This window comes from Pseudomonas sp. O39, assembly GCF_045447295.1.
Classification (GTDB): Bacteria; Pseudomonadota; Gammaproteobacteria; order Pseudomonadales; family Pseudomonadaceae; genus Aquipseudomonas; species Aquipseudomonas antarctica_A.
In genome coordinates this window covers 1-17038 of sequence record NZ_JBJGXV010000023.1, presented here as the reverse complement: position 1 = coordinate 17038, position 17038 = coordinate 1, and the positions used below count along the sequence as shown (strand labels likewise).

Annotated in this window: 16 protein-coding genes; 11 read left to right on the top strand and 5 right to left on the bottom strand. The window is 61.0% G+C overall.

Annotation, left to right across the window (positions count from 1 at the left end; translation table 11 throughout):
* Positions 1-120 precede the first annotated feature (120 nt).
* From ACI77D_RS23560 to ACI77D_RS23525, 8 genes are all read left to right on the top strand, one after another.
* Complete coding sequence (locus ACI77D_RS23560) at positions 121-2055, top strand: putative nucleotidyltransferase substrate binding domain-containing protein (RefSeq protein ID WP_407017599.1); 1935 nt, start codon at positions 121-123, stop codon at positions 2053-2055.
* Positions 2052-2759 (top strand): PolC-type DNA polymerase III, encoded by a 708-nt coding sequence (locus ACI77D_RS23555; RefSeq protein ID WP_064454430.1) that lies wholly within the window; start codon positions 2052-2054, stop codon positions 2757-2759. The genes ACI77D_RS23560 and ACI77D_RS23555 overlap by 4 nt, the downstream gene beginning before the upstream one ends.
* 100 nt (positions 2760-2859) lie before the next feature.
* On the top strand, positions 2860-3384 hold the full coding sequence (locus ACI77D_RS23550) for an RNA polymerase sigma factor (protein ID WP_221295783.1): 525 nt from the start codon (positions 2860-2862) through the stop codon (positions 3382-3384).
* Positions 3375-4343, top strand: a complete 969-nt coding sequence (locus ACI77D_RS23545) for a FecR domain-containing protein (RefSeq protein WP_064454432.1) — start codon at positions 3375-3377, stop codon at positions 4341-4343. Before ACI77D_RS23550 ends, ACI77D_RS23545 begins: the two co-directional genes overlap by 10 nt.
* A 229-nt stretch (positions 4344-4572) precedes the next feature.
* Positions 4573-7002 carry a TonB-dependent siderophore receptor gene (locus ACI77D_RS23540; RefSeq protein WP_407017598.1) on the top strand — a complete coding sequence of 810 codons (2430 nt, stop codon included), beginning with the start codon at positions 4573-4575 and terminating at the stop codon, positions 7000-7002.
* A 62-nt stretch (positions 7003-7064) separates the two neighbouring features.
* Positions 7065-8168, top strand: coding sequence for a PepSY-associated TM helix domain-containing protein (locus tag ACI77D_RS23535; protein ID WP_407017597.1), 1104 nt, complete (start codon positions 7065-7067; stop codon positions 8166-8168).
* Positions 8165-8347: a hypothetical protein gene (locus ACI77D_RS23530; protein WP_064454434.1), complete on the top strand. Its 183-nt coding sequence runs from the start codon at positions 8165-8167 to the stop codon at positions 8345-8347. Before ACI77D_RS23535 ends, ACI77D_RS23530 begins: the two co-directional genes overlap by 4 nt.
* 164 nt (positions 8348-8511) lie before the next feature.
* Positions 8512-9141 (top strand): glutathione S-transferase, encoded by a 630-nt coding sequence (locus tag ACI77D_RS23525; protein WP_064454435.1) that lies wholly within the window; start codon positions 8512-8514, stop codon positions 9139-9141.
* Between the two features lie 186 nt (positions 9142-9327).
* Here the strand turns inward: ACI77D_RS23525 and creD are convergent, their stop codons facing one another.
* From creD to ACI77D_RS23505, 4 genes are read right to left on the bottom strand one after another with little or no spacing between them, the layout of a single operon-like run.
* Positions 9328-10701, bottom strand: a complete 1374-nt coding sequence (gene creD / locus ACI77D_RS23520) for a cell envelope integrity protein CreD (RefSeq protein ID WP_407017596.1) — start codon at positions 10699-10701, stop codon at positions 9328-9330.
* Between the two features lie 51 nt (positions 10702-10752).
* Positions 10753-12192 carry a two-component system sensor histidine kinase CreC gene (gene creC, locus ACI77D_RS23515; protein WP_407017595.1) on the bottom strand — a complete coding sequence of 480 codons (1440 nt, stop codon included), beginning with the start codon at positions 12190-12192 and terminating at the stop codon, positions 10753-10755.
* The gene (gene creB / locus ACI77D_RS23510; RefSeq protein WP_407017594.1) at positions 12192-12860 is read right to left on the bottom strand and encodes a two-component system response regulator CreB; all 669 of its coding nucleotides are present in this window, start codon (positions 12858-12860) and stop codon (positions 12192-12194) included. The genes creC and creB overlap by 1 nt, the downstream gene beginning before the upstream one ends.
* Positions 12861-12868: 8 nt before the next feature.
* Positions 12869-13384: an ATP-dependent zinc protease gene (locus ACI77D_RS23505; RefSeq protein WP_064454439.1), complete on the bottom strand. Its 516-nt coding sequence runs from the start codon at positions 13382-13384 to the stop codon at positions 12869-12871.
* Between the two features lie 171 nt (positions 13385-13555).
* On the opposite strand from ACI77D_RS23505, the gene ACI77D_RS23500 reads away from it, so the two are divergent.
* Entirely contained in the window at positions 13556-14446 is an 891-nt protein-coding gene (locus ACI77D_RS23500) for an acyltransferase (RefSeq protein ID WP_407017593.1), read from the top strand.
* Between the two features lie 426 nt (positions 14447-14872).
* Here the strand turns inward: ACI77D_RS23500 and ACI77D_RS23495 are convergent, their stop codons facing one another.
* Positions 14873-15442 (bottom strand): DUF2780 domain-containing protein, encoded by a 570-nt coding sequence (locus ACI77D_RS23495; RefSeq protein WP_064454441.1) that lies wholly within the window; start codon positions 15440-15442, stop codon positions 14873-14875.
* 151 nt (positions 15443-15593) lie between these two features.
* On the opposite strand from ACI77D_RS23495, the gene ACI77D_RS23490 reads away from it, so the two are divergent.
* Complete coding sequence (locus tag ACI77D_RS23490; RefSeq protein WP_064454442.1) at positions 15594-16220, top strand: sigma-70 family RNA polymerase sigma factor; 627 nt, start codon at positions 15594-15596, stop codon at positions 16218-16220.
* Positions 16217-16894 carry an anti-sigma factor domain-containing protein gene (locus ACI77D_RS23485; protein WP_407017592.1) on the top strand — a complete coding sequence of 226 codons (678 nt, stop codon included), beginning with the start codon at positions 16217-16219 and terminating at the stop codon, positions 16892-16894. The genes ACI77D_RS23490 and ACI77D_RS23485 overlap by 4 nt, the downstream gene beginning before the upstream one ends.
* Positions 16895-17038 lie beyond the last annotated feature (144 nt).

Below are 17038 nucleotides of genomic sequence, written 5' to 3'. Positions count from 1 at the left end.
GTAAGGTATTTCCCTAGTCGTGAATCGTTTTACCGCGCACTAGACTTACGTCCAATGGGCACCCGGAGCACGGGGGCTGACCATAAAGGACGATAACGACAAGAAACTGCGGTCACTGTTATGAGTAAAGCTGATGCTTTCACGCAGGCGGGAAAAACCGCCGTGTTGCAGAACATCCACGGCACCCTGCAATTCCTGCAACGCTTCCCCCCGTTCAACCAGATGGAAAACGCCCACCTGGCGTTTCTGGTGGAACAGTGCCAACTGCGTTTCTATGGCCCCGGCGAGAGCATCCTCAAGCCGTCGGGCGGGCCGGTGGAACATTTTTATATCGTCAAGCAAGGCCGAGTCGTCGGCGAACGCCCACTGTTAAATCAGGAAGTGGCCGAAACCACCTTCGAAATCACCACCGGTGAGTGCTTCCCTCTGGCCGCGCTGCTGGGCGAACGAGCGACACGCACCGAGCACAAGGCCGCCGAAGATACGTTCTGCCTGCGACTGAACAAGCCGGCGTTTATCAAGCTGTTCGCCCTCTCCAGTGCGTTTCGCGACTTTGCCTTGCGCGGTGTCAGCAGCTTGCTGGACCAGGTCAACCAGCAGGTGCAGCAAAAAGCCGTAGAGACCCTCGGCACCCAGTACTCGCTGAATACCCGTCTCGGCGAACTGGCCATGCGCCATCCGGTCACCTGCAGCCCGAACACGCCGCTGCGTGAGGCGGTGACGCTGATGCACGAGCAACAAGTGGGCAGCATCGTGATCGTCGACGAGCATAAGGCGCCCCTGGGGATTTTCACCCTGCGCGACCTGCGCCAGGTGGTCGCTGACGGCACCAGTGATTTCAATCAGGCCATCGAAGGTCATATGACCCAGGCGCCGTTCTTCCTGAGCCCGGACCACAGCGCCTTCGACGCCGCCATCGCCATGACCGAGCGGCATATCGCCCATGTGTGCCTGGTGAAAGATCAGCGCCTGTGTGGCGTGGTGTCCGAACGCGACTTGTTTTCCCTGCAACGGGTTGACCTGGTGCACCTGGCCCGCACCATCCGCAACGCGCCCCGGGTCGAAAACCTGGTGGCACTTCGCGGCGAGATCGGCCAACTGGTCGAACGCATGCTCGCCCATGGCGCGTCGTCCACCCAGATCACGCACATCATTACGTTGCTCAACGATCACACCGTGTGCCGGGTAATCGAGCTGACGTTGGCCGAGAGAGGCGACCCCGGCGTGCCCTTCAGTTGGCTGTGTTTCGGCAGCGAAGGCCGTCGCGAGCAGACCCTGTTTACCGACCAGGACAACGGCATTCTGTTCGACGCCAGGGACGCCGCCGAAGCCGCCGCGATTCGTGGCCGCTTGTTGCCCCTGGCGCAGCAGATCAACCAAAGCCTGGCGTTGTGCGGCTTCAGCTTGTGCAAGGGCAATATCATGGCCGGCAACCCCGAACTGTGCCTGTCGCGGGCCGAATGGGCGCGGCGCTTCGGTGCGTTTATTCGCGAGGCGACGCCGGAAAACCTGCTGGGCTCGAGCATCTATTTTGACTTGCGCGTGGTGTGGGGCGACGAACAGGGCTGCGAGCAATTGCGTCAGGGCATTCTGGATCAAGTCGCGGATAACCGGCTGTTCCAACGCATGCTGGCCGAGAACGCCTTGCGCCAACGCCCACCCGTAGGGCGTTTCCGCGATTTTGTACTGACGCGCAAAGGCGGCGAAAAGGCCACACTCGATCTTAAGGTGCAGGGCCTCACGCCCTTTGTGGATGGCGCTCGCCTATTGGCCCTGGCCAATGGCGTCCACGCCATCAATACCCTGGAGCGCCTGCGCCAATTGGTGGACAAAGAGGTCATTGAGCCACTGGACGGCGCCGCGTACGAAGAGGCCTATCACTTTATCCAGCAAACCCGCATGCAGCAGCACCAGTTGCAGACCCGCGAGAACCAGCCCTATTCCAACCGTGTCGACCCCGACAGCCTCAACCACCTGGACCGGCGCATCTTGCGTGAAGCCCTGCGTCAGGCCCAGCGCCTGCAAAGCAGCCTGACCTTTCGGTACCAGCTGTGAGCCTGTTCAGTTGGCTACGTAAGAAAAAGCCCGGGCTGGACGCCCCCCAACAGCTGCGCCTGGCGCAACTGCCCAAACCCGCAGTACTGGGGAACGGTTCCCTGCGCAGCCAGCGGTGGGTGGTGGTTGACCTGGAAACCAGCGGCCTGAACCTCAACCGGGATCAGGTGCTGTCCATCGGCGCGGTGGTCATCGAGGACGGCGCGGTGGATTTCTCGCAAATGTTCGAGCGCACCCTGCAACGTGCCGAAACAAAACTGAGCCCCAGCGTGTTGATCCATGGCCTCGGCCCCAGTGCCATCGCCGCTGGCAGCGACCCGGTCGAAGCGCTGCTGGATTTTATGGCGTTTGTCGGCGACAGCCCAATGCTGGCGTTTCACGCACCGTTCGATCAACACATGCTGTGCCGCGCACTCAAGGACAGCCTGGGCTATCGGCTGAGCCATCCGTTTCTCGATGTTGCGGACATCGCCCCACTGCTGTGCCCCGAAGCGAATATCCGCGAAGCCGGCCTCGACGACTGGATCACCCACTTCAAGCTGCACGTGGGCGAACGCCATCACGCCAGCGCCGATGCACTGGCCACGGCTGAGCTGATGCTCATCCTGTTTAACCGCGCGCAGCAGCACGCCATCAACAGCCCTCAAGCGCTGCAAGAGCGCTTGAGCCAATGGAAACGCCGCAAACAAGCGCCAGCGTTTTAGTGGCACCGCCCGACAGACGCCAATTGCGCCCACTCCCTGCCTCTGACACAATCGCGAATAATTCTCGTTAGTTTAAACCTCTTGTTTATTCGGTGATGCCTTGTCGTCGGTCCAGACCCCACACAGTGAGCTTGTTGGCGCGTTATACCGCGACCATCGTGGCTGGCTGTTGGCGTGGCTGCGCCGCAACGTGGCCTGCCCGAGCCGCGCCGAAGACCTGAGCCAGGACACGTTCATGCGCCTGCTGGGCCGTGATGAGTTGCGCGAACCGCGCGAGCCACGGGCGTTTCTGGTGTCGATCGCCAAAGGCCTGCTGTTCGACTACTTCCGCCGCGCAGCACTGGAACAGGCTTACCTCAACGAACTGATGCTGCTCCCGGAAAGCGAACAGCCGTCGCCCGAAGAACAGCAATTGATCCTCGAAGACCTCAAGGCCATCGACCAACTGCTCGCCAAGCTGTCGAGCAAGGCCCGCGCCGCCTTCCTCTATAACCGCCTCGACGGCATGAGCCACGCAGAAATCGCCCGGCGTCTCGACGTGTCGGTGCCCCGCGTGCGTCAGTACCTGGCCCAGGGCATTCGCCAGTGCTACGTCGCGCTGTATGGCGAGCCGTCGTGCCCGTGATCAGTTCCAAACCGGTCTCGGCCCGCGTGCTGGACGCTGCAATTGCCTGGCAACTGTCACTCGACTCGGGCGACGGCAACCTGGTTACGCAGGAAGAGTTCGCCAAATGGCTGGCCAGCGATGAAGAGCATGCGCGCGCCTGGCGCCAGTTGGGCATGCTCGACCAGCGTTTCAGCAGAGCGTCGGGCCCGGCGCGAGCGGCATTGGTGCAGTCACGCGAGAGCCTGCGCCAGCGCGTGCGCAAACTTGGGCGCGGCCTGGCAAGTATCGCGCTGGTGTGCGGCCTGGTGTTGTTTGCCGGTGAGCGCTACGTGCCGATCCACTATTGGCTGGCAGACCAGCGCACCGCCACCGGCGAGCAGCGCACGCTGAAACTCGCGGATGGCACTCTGATCAACCTCAATACCCACAGCGCAATCGACGTGCGCTTCGATGAAAAACGCCGGCTGATCGTGTTGCAGGAAGGCGAGATGCTGGTCGAAACCGGCCACAACGATGCGCGCCCCTTCTATGTACAAACCCGCGACGGCAGCCTGCGGGCGCTGGGCACGCGGTTTATCGTCAAGCGCGAAGACGCCGCCACGCGCCTGAGCGTGCTGCAGTCTGCGGTGGCCGCCCAGCCACAGGCACTGCATCAAGAACAGATTTTCAGCGAAGGCCAGCAAGTGCTGATGCGCAGCGACAGTCTCGGCCCTGTGCTGGCCGTCACGCCCGCCACCGATGCCTGGACACGCGGCATGCTGGTGGTCGACAACGCCCGCCTGGGCGACGTGGTCGAGGAGCTCAGCCGCTATCGTCCCGGCTACCTGGGTGTGGATAAGCGCGTGGCCGACCTGCGCATCACCGGCAGTTTCCCTCTGCATGACACTACGCTGGCGCTGAACGCCCTGCTGCCGACCTTGCCGGTGCAGATCGAGCAGCGCACGCCGTGGTGGGTGACCGTTATCGCCAAGCCTTAGGTTATGCGGTGCATGGGCTGTAGCTTTCGCGAGCAAGCCTGCTCCCACATTCGGCCGCGTTTTTCCAAGTAGAACGCAGTCGAATGTGGGAGCGGGCTTGCCCGCGAAGAGGCCCTGAAAAACGCCTCAAATACTCGACTCAAAAAATATCTTCGCTCAGCCCTATCACTTTTCCAATCTCGCTCGGCACATAGGCAATTGAGAAATATTTCCATTCAGGAGCCACCCCATGTCCCGCACGCTAGACACCCTGTTGCGCCCCAGCCTGTTAGCCGTGGCCATTGCCCTCAGCACGCCGCTGACTAGCACGTCGCTGATCGCCGCTGAACAGGCCTCGAACGTGCGCGCCTACAACCTGCCGGCCGCGCCGCTGGCCAGCACCCTGAACCAGATCGCCAGCCAGGCGGGCCTGGCGCTGACCCTTAACCCGGCGCTGGCGTCGGGCAAAACCTCGGCACCGGTGAAGGGCCAGTACGATGCGCAAGGCGCGCTGCGTGAGGCCTTGCGTGGGACAGGGTTGCAGTTGGAACAGAGCAGCGCCGGGACGTTTACCCTGGTGGCGATTCCGGAAGGCGTCGTGGCGCTGCCGGAGACCAGCATCATTGGGCAAGGCGACACTGAAAGTGCCTGGGGCCCGGTGACAGGCTATCTGGCAACGCGCACCGCCGCCGGCACCAAGACCGACACGGCACTGGTCGAAGCACCGCGCTCGATCTCCATTGCCACCCGCGAACAGATGCAGGACCGCAACGTCCAGAACCTCGATGACGCCGTCAAATATATGCCCGGTATCGTATCGTCCAGCTACGGCAGCGACACCCGCTACGACTGGATGCGCGTGCGCGGTTTCGAACCCACGCAATTCCTCGACGGCCTGCCACTGCCACGCGGTGTGTACGCCAACCCGAAAGCAGAAACCTGGAACCTGGACCGCCTCGCCCTGCTGCGTGGCCCTGCCTCGTCGATCTACGGCCAGACGCCACCGGGCGGTCTGCTGGATATGGTCAGCCGCCGTCCCAGCGCTGAATCGAGCAACGCCATCCAGGTGCAGTACGGCAGTGACAACTACCGCCAGATCAACTTCGCCAGTACCGGCAAGATCGATGATGAAGGGCAGTTCCTGTATGGCGTCAGCGGCGTAGTACGGGACGCGGGCACCCAGGTCGATCACATCGACAACAAACGCTACAACATCGCGCCCAGCCTGACCTGGAACATCGACACCGACACCAAGCTGACACTGCTCTCGCAGTTCACCCGTGACGATACCGGCACCACCAGCCAGTTCATGCCGATACAGGGCACCAAGATCAAATCACCACTGGGCGAGGTTTCCCACCACAAGAACCTGGGCGATCCGGATTACGAGTTCTACGACCGTACTTACTACGCATTGGGGTATGCGTTCGAACACCGTTTCAACGATACCTGGCAGTTCAAGCAGAACCTGCGTTACACCAAATCGGAGCTGGATTTCCAGCAGTTGACCGTGGGCTCCTATGCGTTTTCCCCGGCGGATGCGGCGGGTAATATCAGCCGGTCTACCACCAACGTTGACGAAAGCATTGGCCAGTTCGCGGTGGACAACAATTTCCAAGCCGACTTCGCCACCGGCGATATCAGCCATACATTACTGCTGGGCCTGGATCACCAGCGTACCGACACCTCCTACCGCGCCATATACGGCACGGCATCGAGTATCAACATCTTCAACCCGATCAACACTCAGCCGACTGTACGCCCGACGGATGTCCGACCGTTTTACGACTACAACCAGAAAACCGTACAAACCGGTCTCTACGTGCAGGACCAGATGGCCCTGGACAAGTGGCGCCTGACCTTGGGTGGGCGTGAAGACTGGGTGCATCAGGGCACCACCTATTTCAACGACAACGATGCGACCAACACCGACCGCATCAAACACTTCAGTGGCAACGCGGCACTGAGCTATGTGTTCGACTCGGGCTTCGTACCGTACTTGTCCTACGCTGAGTCCTTCCAACCAGCGAGCAACGCAGATACAACCGCGCTCAAGACGTTTAAACCGACTGAAGGCAAACAATGGGAAATGGGGGTTAAGTATCAGCCGCCAGGTTCCAATACGCTGCTGAGTGCGGCGGTCTACGACCTCACCCAAAAAAATGTGCAAGTGGCTACCCTTGGCGCAGGGGGCCAGCAAATCAACAGCCAGACCGGCGAAGTGAAGGTCAAGGGCCTGGAGCTGGAAGCCGTGTCTGACGTGACCGAGAACCTCAAGGTCATCGCCGCCTACACCTTGGCAAAATCCGAGGTGCAAAAAGGCATTTACAAAGGCAACCGCCTGACATTGATGCCAAACCAGCAAGCCTCGCTGTGGACTGACTACACCTGGCACAGCGGCGTACTTGACGGTTTCGGTATCGGCTTTGGTGCCCGCTACACCGGCAACACCTATGGGGACCAGGCCAACACCTGGTTGGGTAAGGCCGATGCCTACACCGTATTCGATGGTTCGGTGCACTACGACTTGGGCCGTCTGGATAACAGCCTCAAAGGCGCATCGGTTAAGTTGAACGCCACCAACCTGTTCAACAAAGACTACCTTTCCACCTGCGATGGTAACTACTGCTACTTCGGCGACCAACGCAGCGTAGTCGCCAGCGCCACCTACCAGTGGTAATCAGCTGAGTTAATGATCAGGCCGTCCTCGGGGGCGGCTTTGGTGTGTCTGAAGGCAAGAAAATGAAAAGCAAAACCATCCGCCGCTGGTCCTTCATCCACACCTGGACCAGCCTGATCTGCACAGTCTTCCTGCTGCTGCTCGCCCTCACCGGCCTGCCGCTGGTGTTTCACCACGAGATCGACCACCTGCTGGGCAACGAGCCTGAACTTGCGCAGATGCCCGCCGACACTCCGCACCTGAACCTTGAGCAGTTGGTGGCCAAGGCCCAGGCTCATCGACCGGGTGAAGCCATGCAATACCTGGCGTGGGACGAGGACGACAAGAACGGCGTGATTGCGATCATGGCCGCCAAGGCCGGCACCGAACCCAACTCGTCTCACACCTTCATGCTCGATGCGCGCACTGGCGACGCCGTGGAAACCCCGGCGGCCAACGGCGGGCTGACGCTGTTCCTGCTGCGCCTGCATGTGGATATGTTTGCCGGCCTGCCGGGCAAGTTGCTGCTGGCGTTCATGGGCATTCTGTTTGTGCTGGCGATTGTCTCGGGCACGGTGCTGTACCTGCCGTTTATGCGCCGCTTGAAGTTCGCCACCGTACGCCAGGACAAATCCACCCGCCTGCGCTGGCTCGACCTGCATAACCTTATCGGCGTGGTCACGCTGACCTGGGCGCTGGTGGTGGGCGTGACCGGCGTGATCAGCGCCTGCGCCGACCTGATCATCGCCGCCTGGCGCCAGGACAGCCTCAGCGCGATGATCGAGCCCTACAAAAACGCGCCGCCGCTGACACAACGCGCACCGGCCACCGAGCTGCTGAGCATTGCGGCCAAGGCCGCGCCCAGCATGCAGCCGGACTTTATCGCCTTCCCCGGTACGCGTTTTTCCAGCGAGCACCACTATGCGGTGTTCATGAAAGGCAGCATCCATCTGACCTCGCACTTGCTCACGCCGGTGCTGATCGACGCGAGCACCCTGGCCGTCACCGCCATCGCCGAACGGCCGTGGTACATGGACGCCATGGGCATGTCCCAGCCGTTGCACTTTGGTGACTATGGCGGCCTGCCGATGAAGATCCTGTGGGCAGTGCTGGATGTGCTGACCATCATCGTGCTGGGCAGCGGCATTTACCTATGGATCGTGCGGCGCAAGGCGGCCAGGGCATGAAGCCGCGCCAGTCGAATTTCTGGAAGGTGTTTGGTATTCCGCTGGGGATTGGCGTGCTCAGCGCGGCCGGGTTGTTTGCGGCGTTGCTGGGCGATGGGCTGTGGGATTCGCTCAGTTGGGTAGGCTTGGGGATTCCCGCTGTCATGGGTGTTTGGGCGTTGTGTAAGCGGCGCGGCTAAGGGCGCTATCGCAGGCAAGCCAGCTCCCACCTTGGGCTGCGTTCACAATTCAAAATGTGGGAGCTGGCTTGCCTGCGATGAGGCCCTCAAAAACACCCCAAAACCCCCTCGCCAGCCACGGCGCAACCCTCTAGGCTAGCCACTGCCCATTCAGAGGAATGCCCATGTCCGTGCCCAGCATGACCTTGTTCCACAACCCCGCGTCACCGTTCGTTCGCAAAGTCCGCGTGCTGCTGGCCGAGACCGGTCAGCAGGACCGTGTGGCCCTGCAAGGTTGCATGCCGACACCGGTTCAGCCGGATGCGCAATTGGTGCAAGACAACCCCGTGGGCAAAATCCCGGCCCTGCGCCTGGCCGACGGCACGGTGCTGCACGACAGCCGGGTGATCCTCGATTACCTTGACTACCAGCACGTCGGCAACCCGCTGATACCCCGCGACGGCGCGGCGCGCTGGCGCCGCCTGACCCTGGCCTCGATGGCCGACGGCATCATGGATGCCGCCGTGCTGGTGCGTTACGAGACGGCCATGCGCCCGGCGGAAAAGCATTGGGACCAGTGGCTGGACGAACAGCGCAAAAAGATTCGTCGCACCCTCGCAGCACTTGAAGCCGATGCGATTGCCGAACTGGCCAGCCACTTCGACATCGCCTCCATCAGTGTGGCGTGCGCCCTGGGCTACCTCGACTTCCGCCACCCAGACCTGCAATGGCGTGACGCTAATCCCAAGCTTGCCGCCTGGTATGCCGAGGTCAGCCAGCGGCCTTCGATGCTGCAGACCCAGCCACCCGTGTGACATTCATCCCCATCCATTGTGGGAGCGGGCTTGCCCGCGATTGTGGCGTGTCATTCAGTACATCTGTTTGTGACCCACCGCTTTCGCGGGTAAGCCCGCTCCCACTTCGGAAGGTGACGGAGTTGAGGAATATGACGATTCTTGCGGCCAACTGCGCGCCCACCTGCTGATCCTCACGCAACCCGATCATTGCACGGCCTCCAGATCAAACTGCAGTGGCTCGCCCGCTTTGCGTTTGCCCACGCCATACCAGTCCAGTTTGCGTGTCAGCACCATCACCGTGCCGAGCAGGCCGAACAGCAACAGCGAGCCCATCAGCAGCGCGTAATCCTCGGCACTCAGCAACCCGTACAACAAGCCATACAACGCCGCCAACCCCGCCGAAAAACCCAGGCCGTGGGTGACGCTGCGCAGCACATGGCACACGTAAAAACCAATCAACAACACGCAAGCACTGGCGGATATCAAATACGCCAGCGCAAAACCCAGGTGCTCGGACAACGACAACAACAGCAGGTAGAAGAACGCCAGGGCAACACCCACCAACGCGTATTGAATCGGGTGCACGGCCAGGTTCTTGAGCACTTCGAACAGGAAGAAGCCGGCAAACGTCAGGGCGATAAACAGCAACGCGTATTTAATTGCTCGGTCGCTCTTGAGGTACTGGTCAACCGGGTCGATGAAGTTCACGCCGAAGCTGCGGTTGGTGAAGTCTTCACAGCCCTGCCGGTCCCGGCAGGTTTGCAGGGCTTGTTCGAGGTTGGTGGAAAAAAACGAAGTCTGCCAGTTGGCGGTGAAGCCTTTATCGGTGACGTCTCGTTGAGCCGGGAGGAAGTTGCCGATAAAGCTCGGGTGCGGCCAGTTGGAGGCGAGGGATACCTGGCTGGTCTTGCCCACCGGCACCACTTGCAGCTGTTCAGTGCCTTGCAGGCGCAGGTCGAAAGCAAAGTCCACCTCGGCCGGTTTTTTGCTGTCCTGCTCGGGCAGCGTTACGTGCACGCCTTCCCCTAGCCAGTCCACTTGAGTGCCCGGCGAAAACTCCAGACGCTGGCTGCCCAGCTCCAGCTTCAGCGCGTTTTCGATACCGCGAATATCGCTGATACCCACCGCCAGAAACGCCGGTTCAAAGCGGTAATCGGCAAAGTTCTCGGTGATACCCAACTGCGCAGGCAGCTCAAAACGCCCGCTGATACGGTTGTCGGCATGGAACAGCCGCGCTTGATAAATGCCCCGTGCGCGCAGCTCGGTCTGCACCTTGCCGTCGAGTTCAAAACGCTCCGGCAGGAAATACAGACGACCGCGCTCTTCACGGGTTTGCTCGTAGCGTTTGTTGAGCTTTTCATTGAGTTTCCACTCGCGCACGGTCTTGCGATACGGCACCACCATCACCGGCCCGGTGACGCGCTGGCTGTAGCTGGAGCTGCGGGCGATGTCCATCAATACGCCATCGCGCAGTTGCTGACGGTCGCTGATGATGCCGTTGATCATCAGCAACGGAATCAGCAACAACAGAATCAACAGCGCAATTGCGCCAAGTTTGAAAAGCAGGCTGCGGTTCATGGGGCTCTCCCTGTTTTGATAGGCAGAGCGTGAGCCGCGCATATGGGCGATTTATGTGGGCAATGTGGAGACTGTGTGGAGATGCAGCACCACTTGTACGCCGCCTTGCACGTTGCCGATCTGCAAAGCGCCGCCGTGCAGCTTCATCACTTCTTCGACAAAGTTCAGGCCCAGGCCGGTGCTTTTACGCCCGCTGGCCGGGCGTGGCAGCGAGTAGAAACGTTCGCTCAGGCGTGGCAGGGCGTAGTCGGGAATCGGTGCCGCCTGGTTGAACAGGCTGACGTGTACGTCGTTGTGCTGGGTGTGCGCGTTGAACTTCAACGCGCCGCCGGGCGGCGTGAAGTCCAGCGCGTTTTCCAGCAGATTGCCCAAGGCCTGGCGCAACAGGAAAGGCTCGCCAAACACCTTCACATCCCCAGCAATGGTCTGCTCCACCTGCAAGCCGGCGCCCTCAATACGTGCGCATTGGGCCTTGAGTACGTCATCAACCAGGGCGGCCAACGGCACACTGGTTTGCTCTTCCAAGCCCTGGCGCTGCTCCACTTGCGCCAGGTTCAGCAGGCGTTCGATCAACTGTTGCAGGCGCGCGCTCTCGCTGTCGATATTGCCGACGAAACGCTGCTGCTGCTCGCGGGTCATGTCGCCCTGCAACAGTTCCGCTGCGCCGCGAATCGCCGCCAGCGGGCTTTTCAGTTCGTGGGTCAGGGTGTGCACGTAATGCTCGACGTAGGCCTTGCCCTCCAACTGCGTGCGCATGTGCTCCACGGCGGTGGACAACTGCTTGAGTTCGCCGCCACGGTAATGCGGCAGCTCGGCACGCCGACCTTCGCTCACCGCCTGCGCGTAAGCCGTCAGCCGGTGCAACGCAACGCTCAGCCACCACGACAACAGGGCGCCCAGCAGCAGGCCCATGACCACGAGCCCGGCGCCGTACCACAGCAGGCGGCGCTCGGTGCGGTCGACATAGGGCTGCAACGAACTGTTGGGCTTGGCCACGGTGACCACGCCGATGATTTGCCCGTTATCGCGGATCGGCGCACCAACGTGCATCACCGACGAGGCGGGGTCATCCGGTTCGCTGCGCGTGGAGCGCGCGCCGTACTCGCCGCGCAGGGTCAGGTACACGTCGTTCCACCTGGAATAATCCTGGCCCACCGCTTCGCCCTTGGAGTCGAGCAGCACGATGCCCTTGGCGTCGGTCACGTAGATACGGTGGTTAACCTGGTTTTTCGGCAGGCCCCAAATGGTCGCGCCGGGCTGGCGATTGCCATAGGCCTTGAGCAGTTCGGCCCAATGGCTTTGGCCGAGGGTGTGGTTTTTCACGTCATCGCGCAGAATCTCGGCCAGCAGATTGGCGGTGTCCACCAGGGTTTCTTCGGTGGACTGGCGTACGCCCGGGCGGATTTCCTTCATCACCGTGTTGAGCACGAAGTAGCCGGTCAGGCCGATAAACAGCGCATACACCAGGAAAATCCGCAGCCCCAGGCGCATCAGCTGTGGCTCGGGCTGTAGCTGTAGCCCAGGCCGCGATGGGTCTGGATTGGCTCCGCATCGGCCGCGATACCACGCAGTTTGCTGCGCAGGCTCTTGATGTGGCTGTCGATATTGCGCTCGTAGCCGGCATCCGCCGCCACGCCTACCGCGTCGAGTAATTGCTCGCGGCTGAACACGCGTTCGGGTTGCTCGAGCAGGCTTTGCAGCAACCGGAATTCATGCCGGGTCAGGCTCAATGGCTGCCCGCGATAACTGATTTGCATGCGTTCCAGGTCCACCTGGAACACGGCGGGCGCCACACCTGGGCCGACGCGCTTGAGGATCGCCCGCACCCGCGCCGCCACTTCCCGTGGGCTGAACGGCTTGACCACATAATCGTCGGCGCCGATCTCCAGGCCCACCACACGGTCGATCTCGGCATCCCGGGCACTGAGGAACATCACCGGCACTTCGCTGAAACGGCGCAATTGCTTGCAGGTTTCAAAGCCGGTGATATCCGGCAAGCCGATGTCGAGGATGATCAGGTCGGCCGGTTTCTGGCGCTGATGGGCCAGCGCCTCCTGGCCGAGGCTCAGCCAGGTGGTGGTGAAGCCCTCGCCTTGCAGGGCGAAAACCAACGTGTCGGCTATCGCCGCTTCGTCTTCGACAATCAGGATATGCGGCATGGGTTCAATCAGCAGTCCGGTTTATCAGCGGTATAACGACGGGCCGGGTTTACCGCCGCGCCGAATTCACGCAGGGCCTTGGCGCCGATCAGCAGCGGGTAGTTGAAGCTGCTGCGGTCAGTAAGGTTGACCTCGACGGTGCGCTTGACGTTACCCAGGCACATTTCCAGGTCAATCACCGGGCGCTTGGCCACCGTGGCTTCGTCCTTGTCCTCGTCTTCGTCGGCGCGGCTCTTGATCTTGCTGATGCGCGATACTTTATGTTCGTAGACCTTGTCGCTCGCATCCTTGCCGCCGAGTCGGAAGCGCACCCAGTCGTCGCCGTCACGCTGGAAGGTTTCGATGTTACGGGCCGACAGCGAGGCGGTCAGCGCGCCGGTGTCCATCTTGGCCTTGAAGGTTTCACCGATCTCCGGCAACTGGATGTATTCGTAGCGACCGTAGAGGGTCGGTTCGGCGGCCATGACAGGCAGGGCAGCCATAACGGGAAGAACCAGGGCGAACGCAGCAAGGAGCAATTTCACGAAGTGATTTCCTCGAAAGAAGTAGGCGGATTCTAGACCGCAAAAGTCGGACTAAGTTAGTTCTCAACCATACCGGGCGCAGTGTGAAACATTCGTGCGGCGATTTGCGATTTGGCCTCTCGACTCAGCTTGCTTATCATGGCCCGCCCACGTCGATTCCAAGAGTTACTTATGCGCCGCCTGCTCACCGGCTGTTTCGTCACACTGCTGTTATTGCTCAACACCCTGGTGCTGTTCGGCCCCTTGATGGTGTTTGCCCTGATCAAGTTGGTGGCCCGCGGGCGCTGTCGCGACTACGCGTCATGGGCGGTGATGTGGATCGCCGAGACCTGGGCCGAAATCGACAAGCTTATATTCTCCCGGTGCACGCCCACTCAATGGGACATTCGCGGCGGCGGCGACCTGCGACGCGATACCTCTTACCTGGTGATCAGCAACCATCAGTCGTGGGTCGACATTCCAGCCCTGATCCAGGCGCTTAACCGCCGAACGCCGTTCTTCAAATTCTTCCTGAAAAAAGAGCTGATCTGGGTGCCCTTCCTTGGCCTGGCCTGGTGGGCACTGGATTACCCGTTCATGAAGCGCTACACCAAGGCGTTCCTGGCCAAGCACCCGGAACTGGCGGGCCAGGACCTGAAAATCACCCAACAGGCCTGCGAGCTGTTCAAGCGCCAGTCGGTGACGGTGGTCAATTACCTGGAAGGCACGCGGTTCAGCGAGGCCAAGCGCAAACAGCAGGATTCGCCGTTCTCGCGGTTGCTCAAGCCCAAGGCGGGCGGCGTGGCGTTTGTGCTGGCGGCGCTGGGTGAACAGCTGGACGCGGTACTCGACGTGACCGTGGTCTATCCATCTCAAGAGCAGCAGCAAAAGATTCCGGGGTTCTGGGATTTGATCAGCGGCGCGGTGCCGAAAGTGATCATTGATATCCGCACCCATGCGCTGGACCCGGCGTTGTGGCAAGGGGACTACGAGAACGATCCGGCGTTTCGCCAGACCGTCCAGAACTGGGTGAACCAGCTCTGGAGGGAAAAAGACCGGAGAATTGAGACGTTACTCAAATAAAGCCGTCTTATCGAATCAAATTGAGTTCTAACTAACGGGGAACACATTCTCCCCAAATGTTGAGTACAGGGTCATGAGACCCTTGGGGTTCTTGTGCCTTCGAGGTATTGGCCATTCCATTCTGGGCATTAGAGTGCCGCTGGTGCCCCATCAAACCTGTACCTAGGGGCTCCCGCGGGATGGCAGGGGGGTTGATCCAATACGAGACGCCAACTGGCAAATGTGAAGTTTTCATCGTGTCACCACTTAAATTCCAATTAATGAAACCTTCCAAGCCCGTGATTAGCGAAGCTTGAAAGGTCTCAATCTGTGGCGCATCCGTTACGGCGGTTCCCTACAATTCAATACGCCTCATTACGTATGCTTTTTCATCTTTAGCATCAATAAAGTCATCGCCCCGTGTATGAAATACACATTCAAACGTATTTAGCTGCCAGTGCCCCAGGCCGAGGCCAGCTTGCCCAGCACCGACTGGTTGGCGCCCTGGCCACCCAGGTATTGCAGGATCACCGGCGCAAACTTGCCGATCATGCTGTTATCCATGCCCAGCGCGCTGAACGCGGTGTTCAGGTCGCTGGTGTCCTTCACGTTACCCAGCACGCCGTCCAGGCCGCTGGTTTTGCTGCCGCCACTCTGGCCGAGCATCCCGCTCAAGGCGCCGAGGCTGCCCAGCGAGTTGCTCCCCGACAGTTGATCCAGGCCCGGCACGCTCTTGCCCAGTTGCGAATAGTCGGTGCCGCTCAGCTTGTTTTTGGCCAGGCCCAGCATGGCGCCAGTGCCGCCAACGGCTTGTTCCGGGGTAACGTTCAGTTGCGAGGTCAGGGCCTGCAACAGGCCAGCGGTCTGGGAGCTCGGCGCTGCGGCAGCCGCCTTATTGTTGCCCTGGGCACCGGATACGGCATTGGCCACGTCACCGAGGCTGAAACCTGCGGCAAACACCGGGCTGGCGGCCACGGTCATCAGGCAGGACAGGGCAAAACCGCGTGAAATCTTCATCAAGACAACCTCTGAATGTAGGAGCTAAAAGCAGGCGTTTGACTGACACTCCCGAAGGAATGTTCCCACTTACAGATTAGTTCAGAAAAAGCCGCATCCAAATGTCCCTGCTCCGCGTATATCCATCATGCACCGCCCGGAGTTGGATGGAATGAATGCTCAAGCTGGACTACCCTCTGCCTACCGTGCGCAGTCCCGTCGCCTTCGTCCGAGAGCCTGGAGAAGCCCTATTTCGATCAATGATGCTGACCCGTTGCGGCCGTTGCTGGCCCAATGCGCCCTGGGCAACCGCCAGGCGTTCGAAACCCTCTACCGCAGCGTCTCGCCACGGCTGCACGGTGTGGCGTTGCGGTTCATGGGGCGCTCGGACCTGGCCGAAGAGGTGTTGCAGGAAGCTTTCGTGCGCATCTGGTACAACGCTTCGCGCTACGAGGCGCACCTGGCGGCGCCGATGACCTGGATGGTCAATATCACCCGCAACCTGGCGATCGACCAATTGCGCAAACACCGCGAACAACCCTTGGCCGACGGCCAGCAGGACGCCATGCTCGACGATAGCCCCAGCGCCCACGAGCAACTCGACAGCGAACGCGAAGCCAGCGCACTGAACCGTTGCCTGGACACCCTCGACGGCATGCAGCGTCAATCAATTACCGTGGCTTACTTTCAGGGCCTGTCGTGCTCGGAGTTGGCCGACCACTTGGCCGCGCCCCTGGGCTCGGTCAAATCCTGGATTCGCCGCGGCATGGAGCGCCTGCGCAGGTGCCTTGAATCATGAACTACCAAACCACTGCCCTGCGCCGCGCCCTGGCTGCCGATTACGCTATCGGCCTAATGCCTGCTACCGCCCGTCGGCGCTTCGACGCCCTGTTATTGGAAGACGCCGCGCTGCGCGTCGAACTGGGCCATTGGCAGGATGCACTTGCCAGCCTGACCGGCTCTTTGCCTGAGCGGCCGGTGCCGGACCATGTGTGGGCAGGCATCAAGGCGCGGATCGAGCCGCAAGTGCTGCACGTGCCGGCGAAGAAACCGTTCTGGATGAACTTTCGCCTGCTGGCGGCTGCATGCGCGGTCGTCGTCTCCGTGTTGGTCGGCGTGCTTTATCAGCGTGATATCGGCGCCGAGTACAACGCCACGCTGGTCGCGGCTAACCAGCAACCGGCGTTGCAGATCCAGGCGTTTGGCGATCACCTGCAAGTAGAGCCACTGTCGCTGGCGGCGGTAGAGCCAACGCGAGCGCTGGAGTTGTGGGCCATTGCACCCGGCGGCAAACCGATCTCTCTGGGGCTGGTGCCTACCTCGGGTAAAGGCCGAATCCAGTTGAGCCAGGCACAACAAGCGTTGTTGAGCGCACCGCTGACCCTCGCCGTCAGCCTGGAACCACAAGGCGGCTCGCCCACCGGCCAGCCAACCGGACCAGTGCTGTACCAAGGCGCACTGGCCTCCCGCTGACCCCTCTCAACACCTGTGGGAGCGGGCTTGCTCGCGAAGGCGGTGTATCAGTTGATGAATGAGTTGACTGACCCACCGCCTTCGCAGGCAAGCCAGCTCCCACATTTTGATCTTCATCGGCCAGGCGATTTGCTCCAGGCGTTT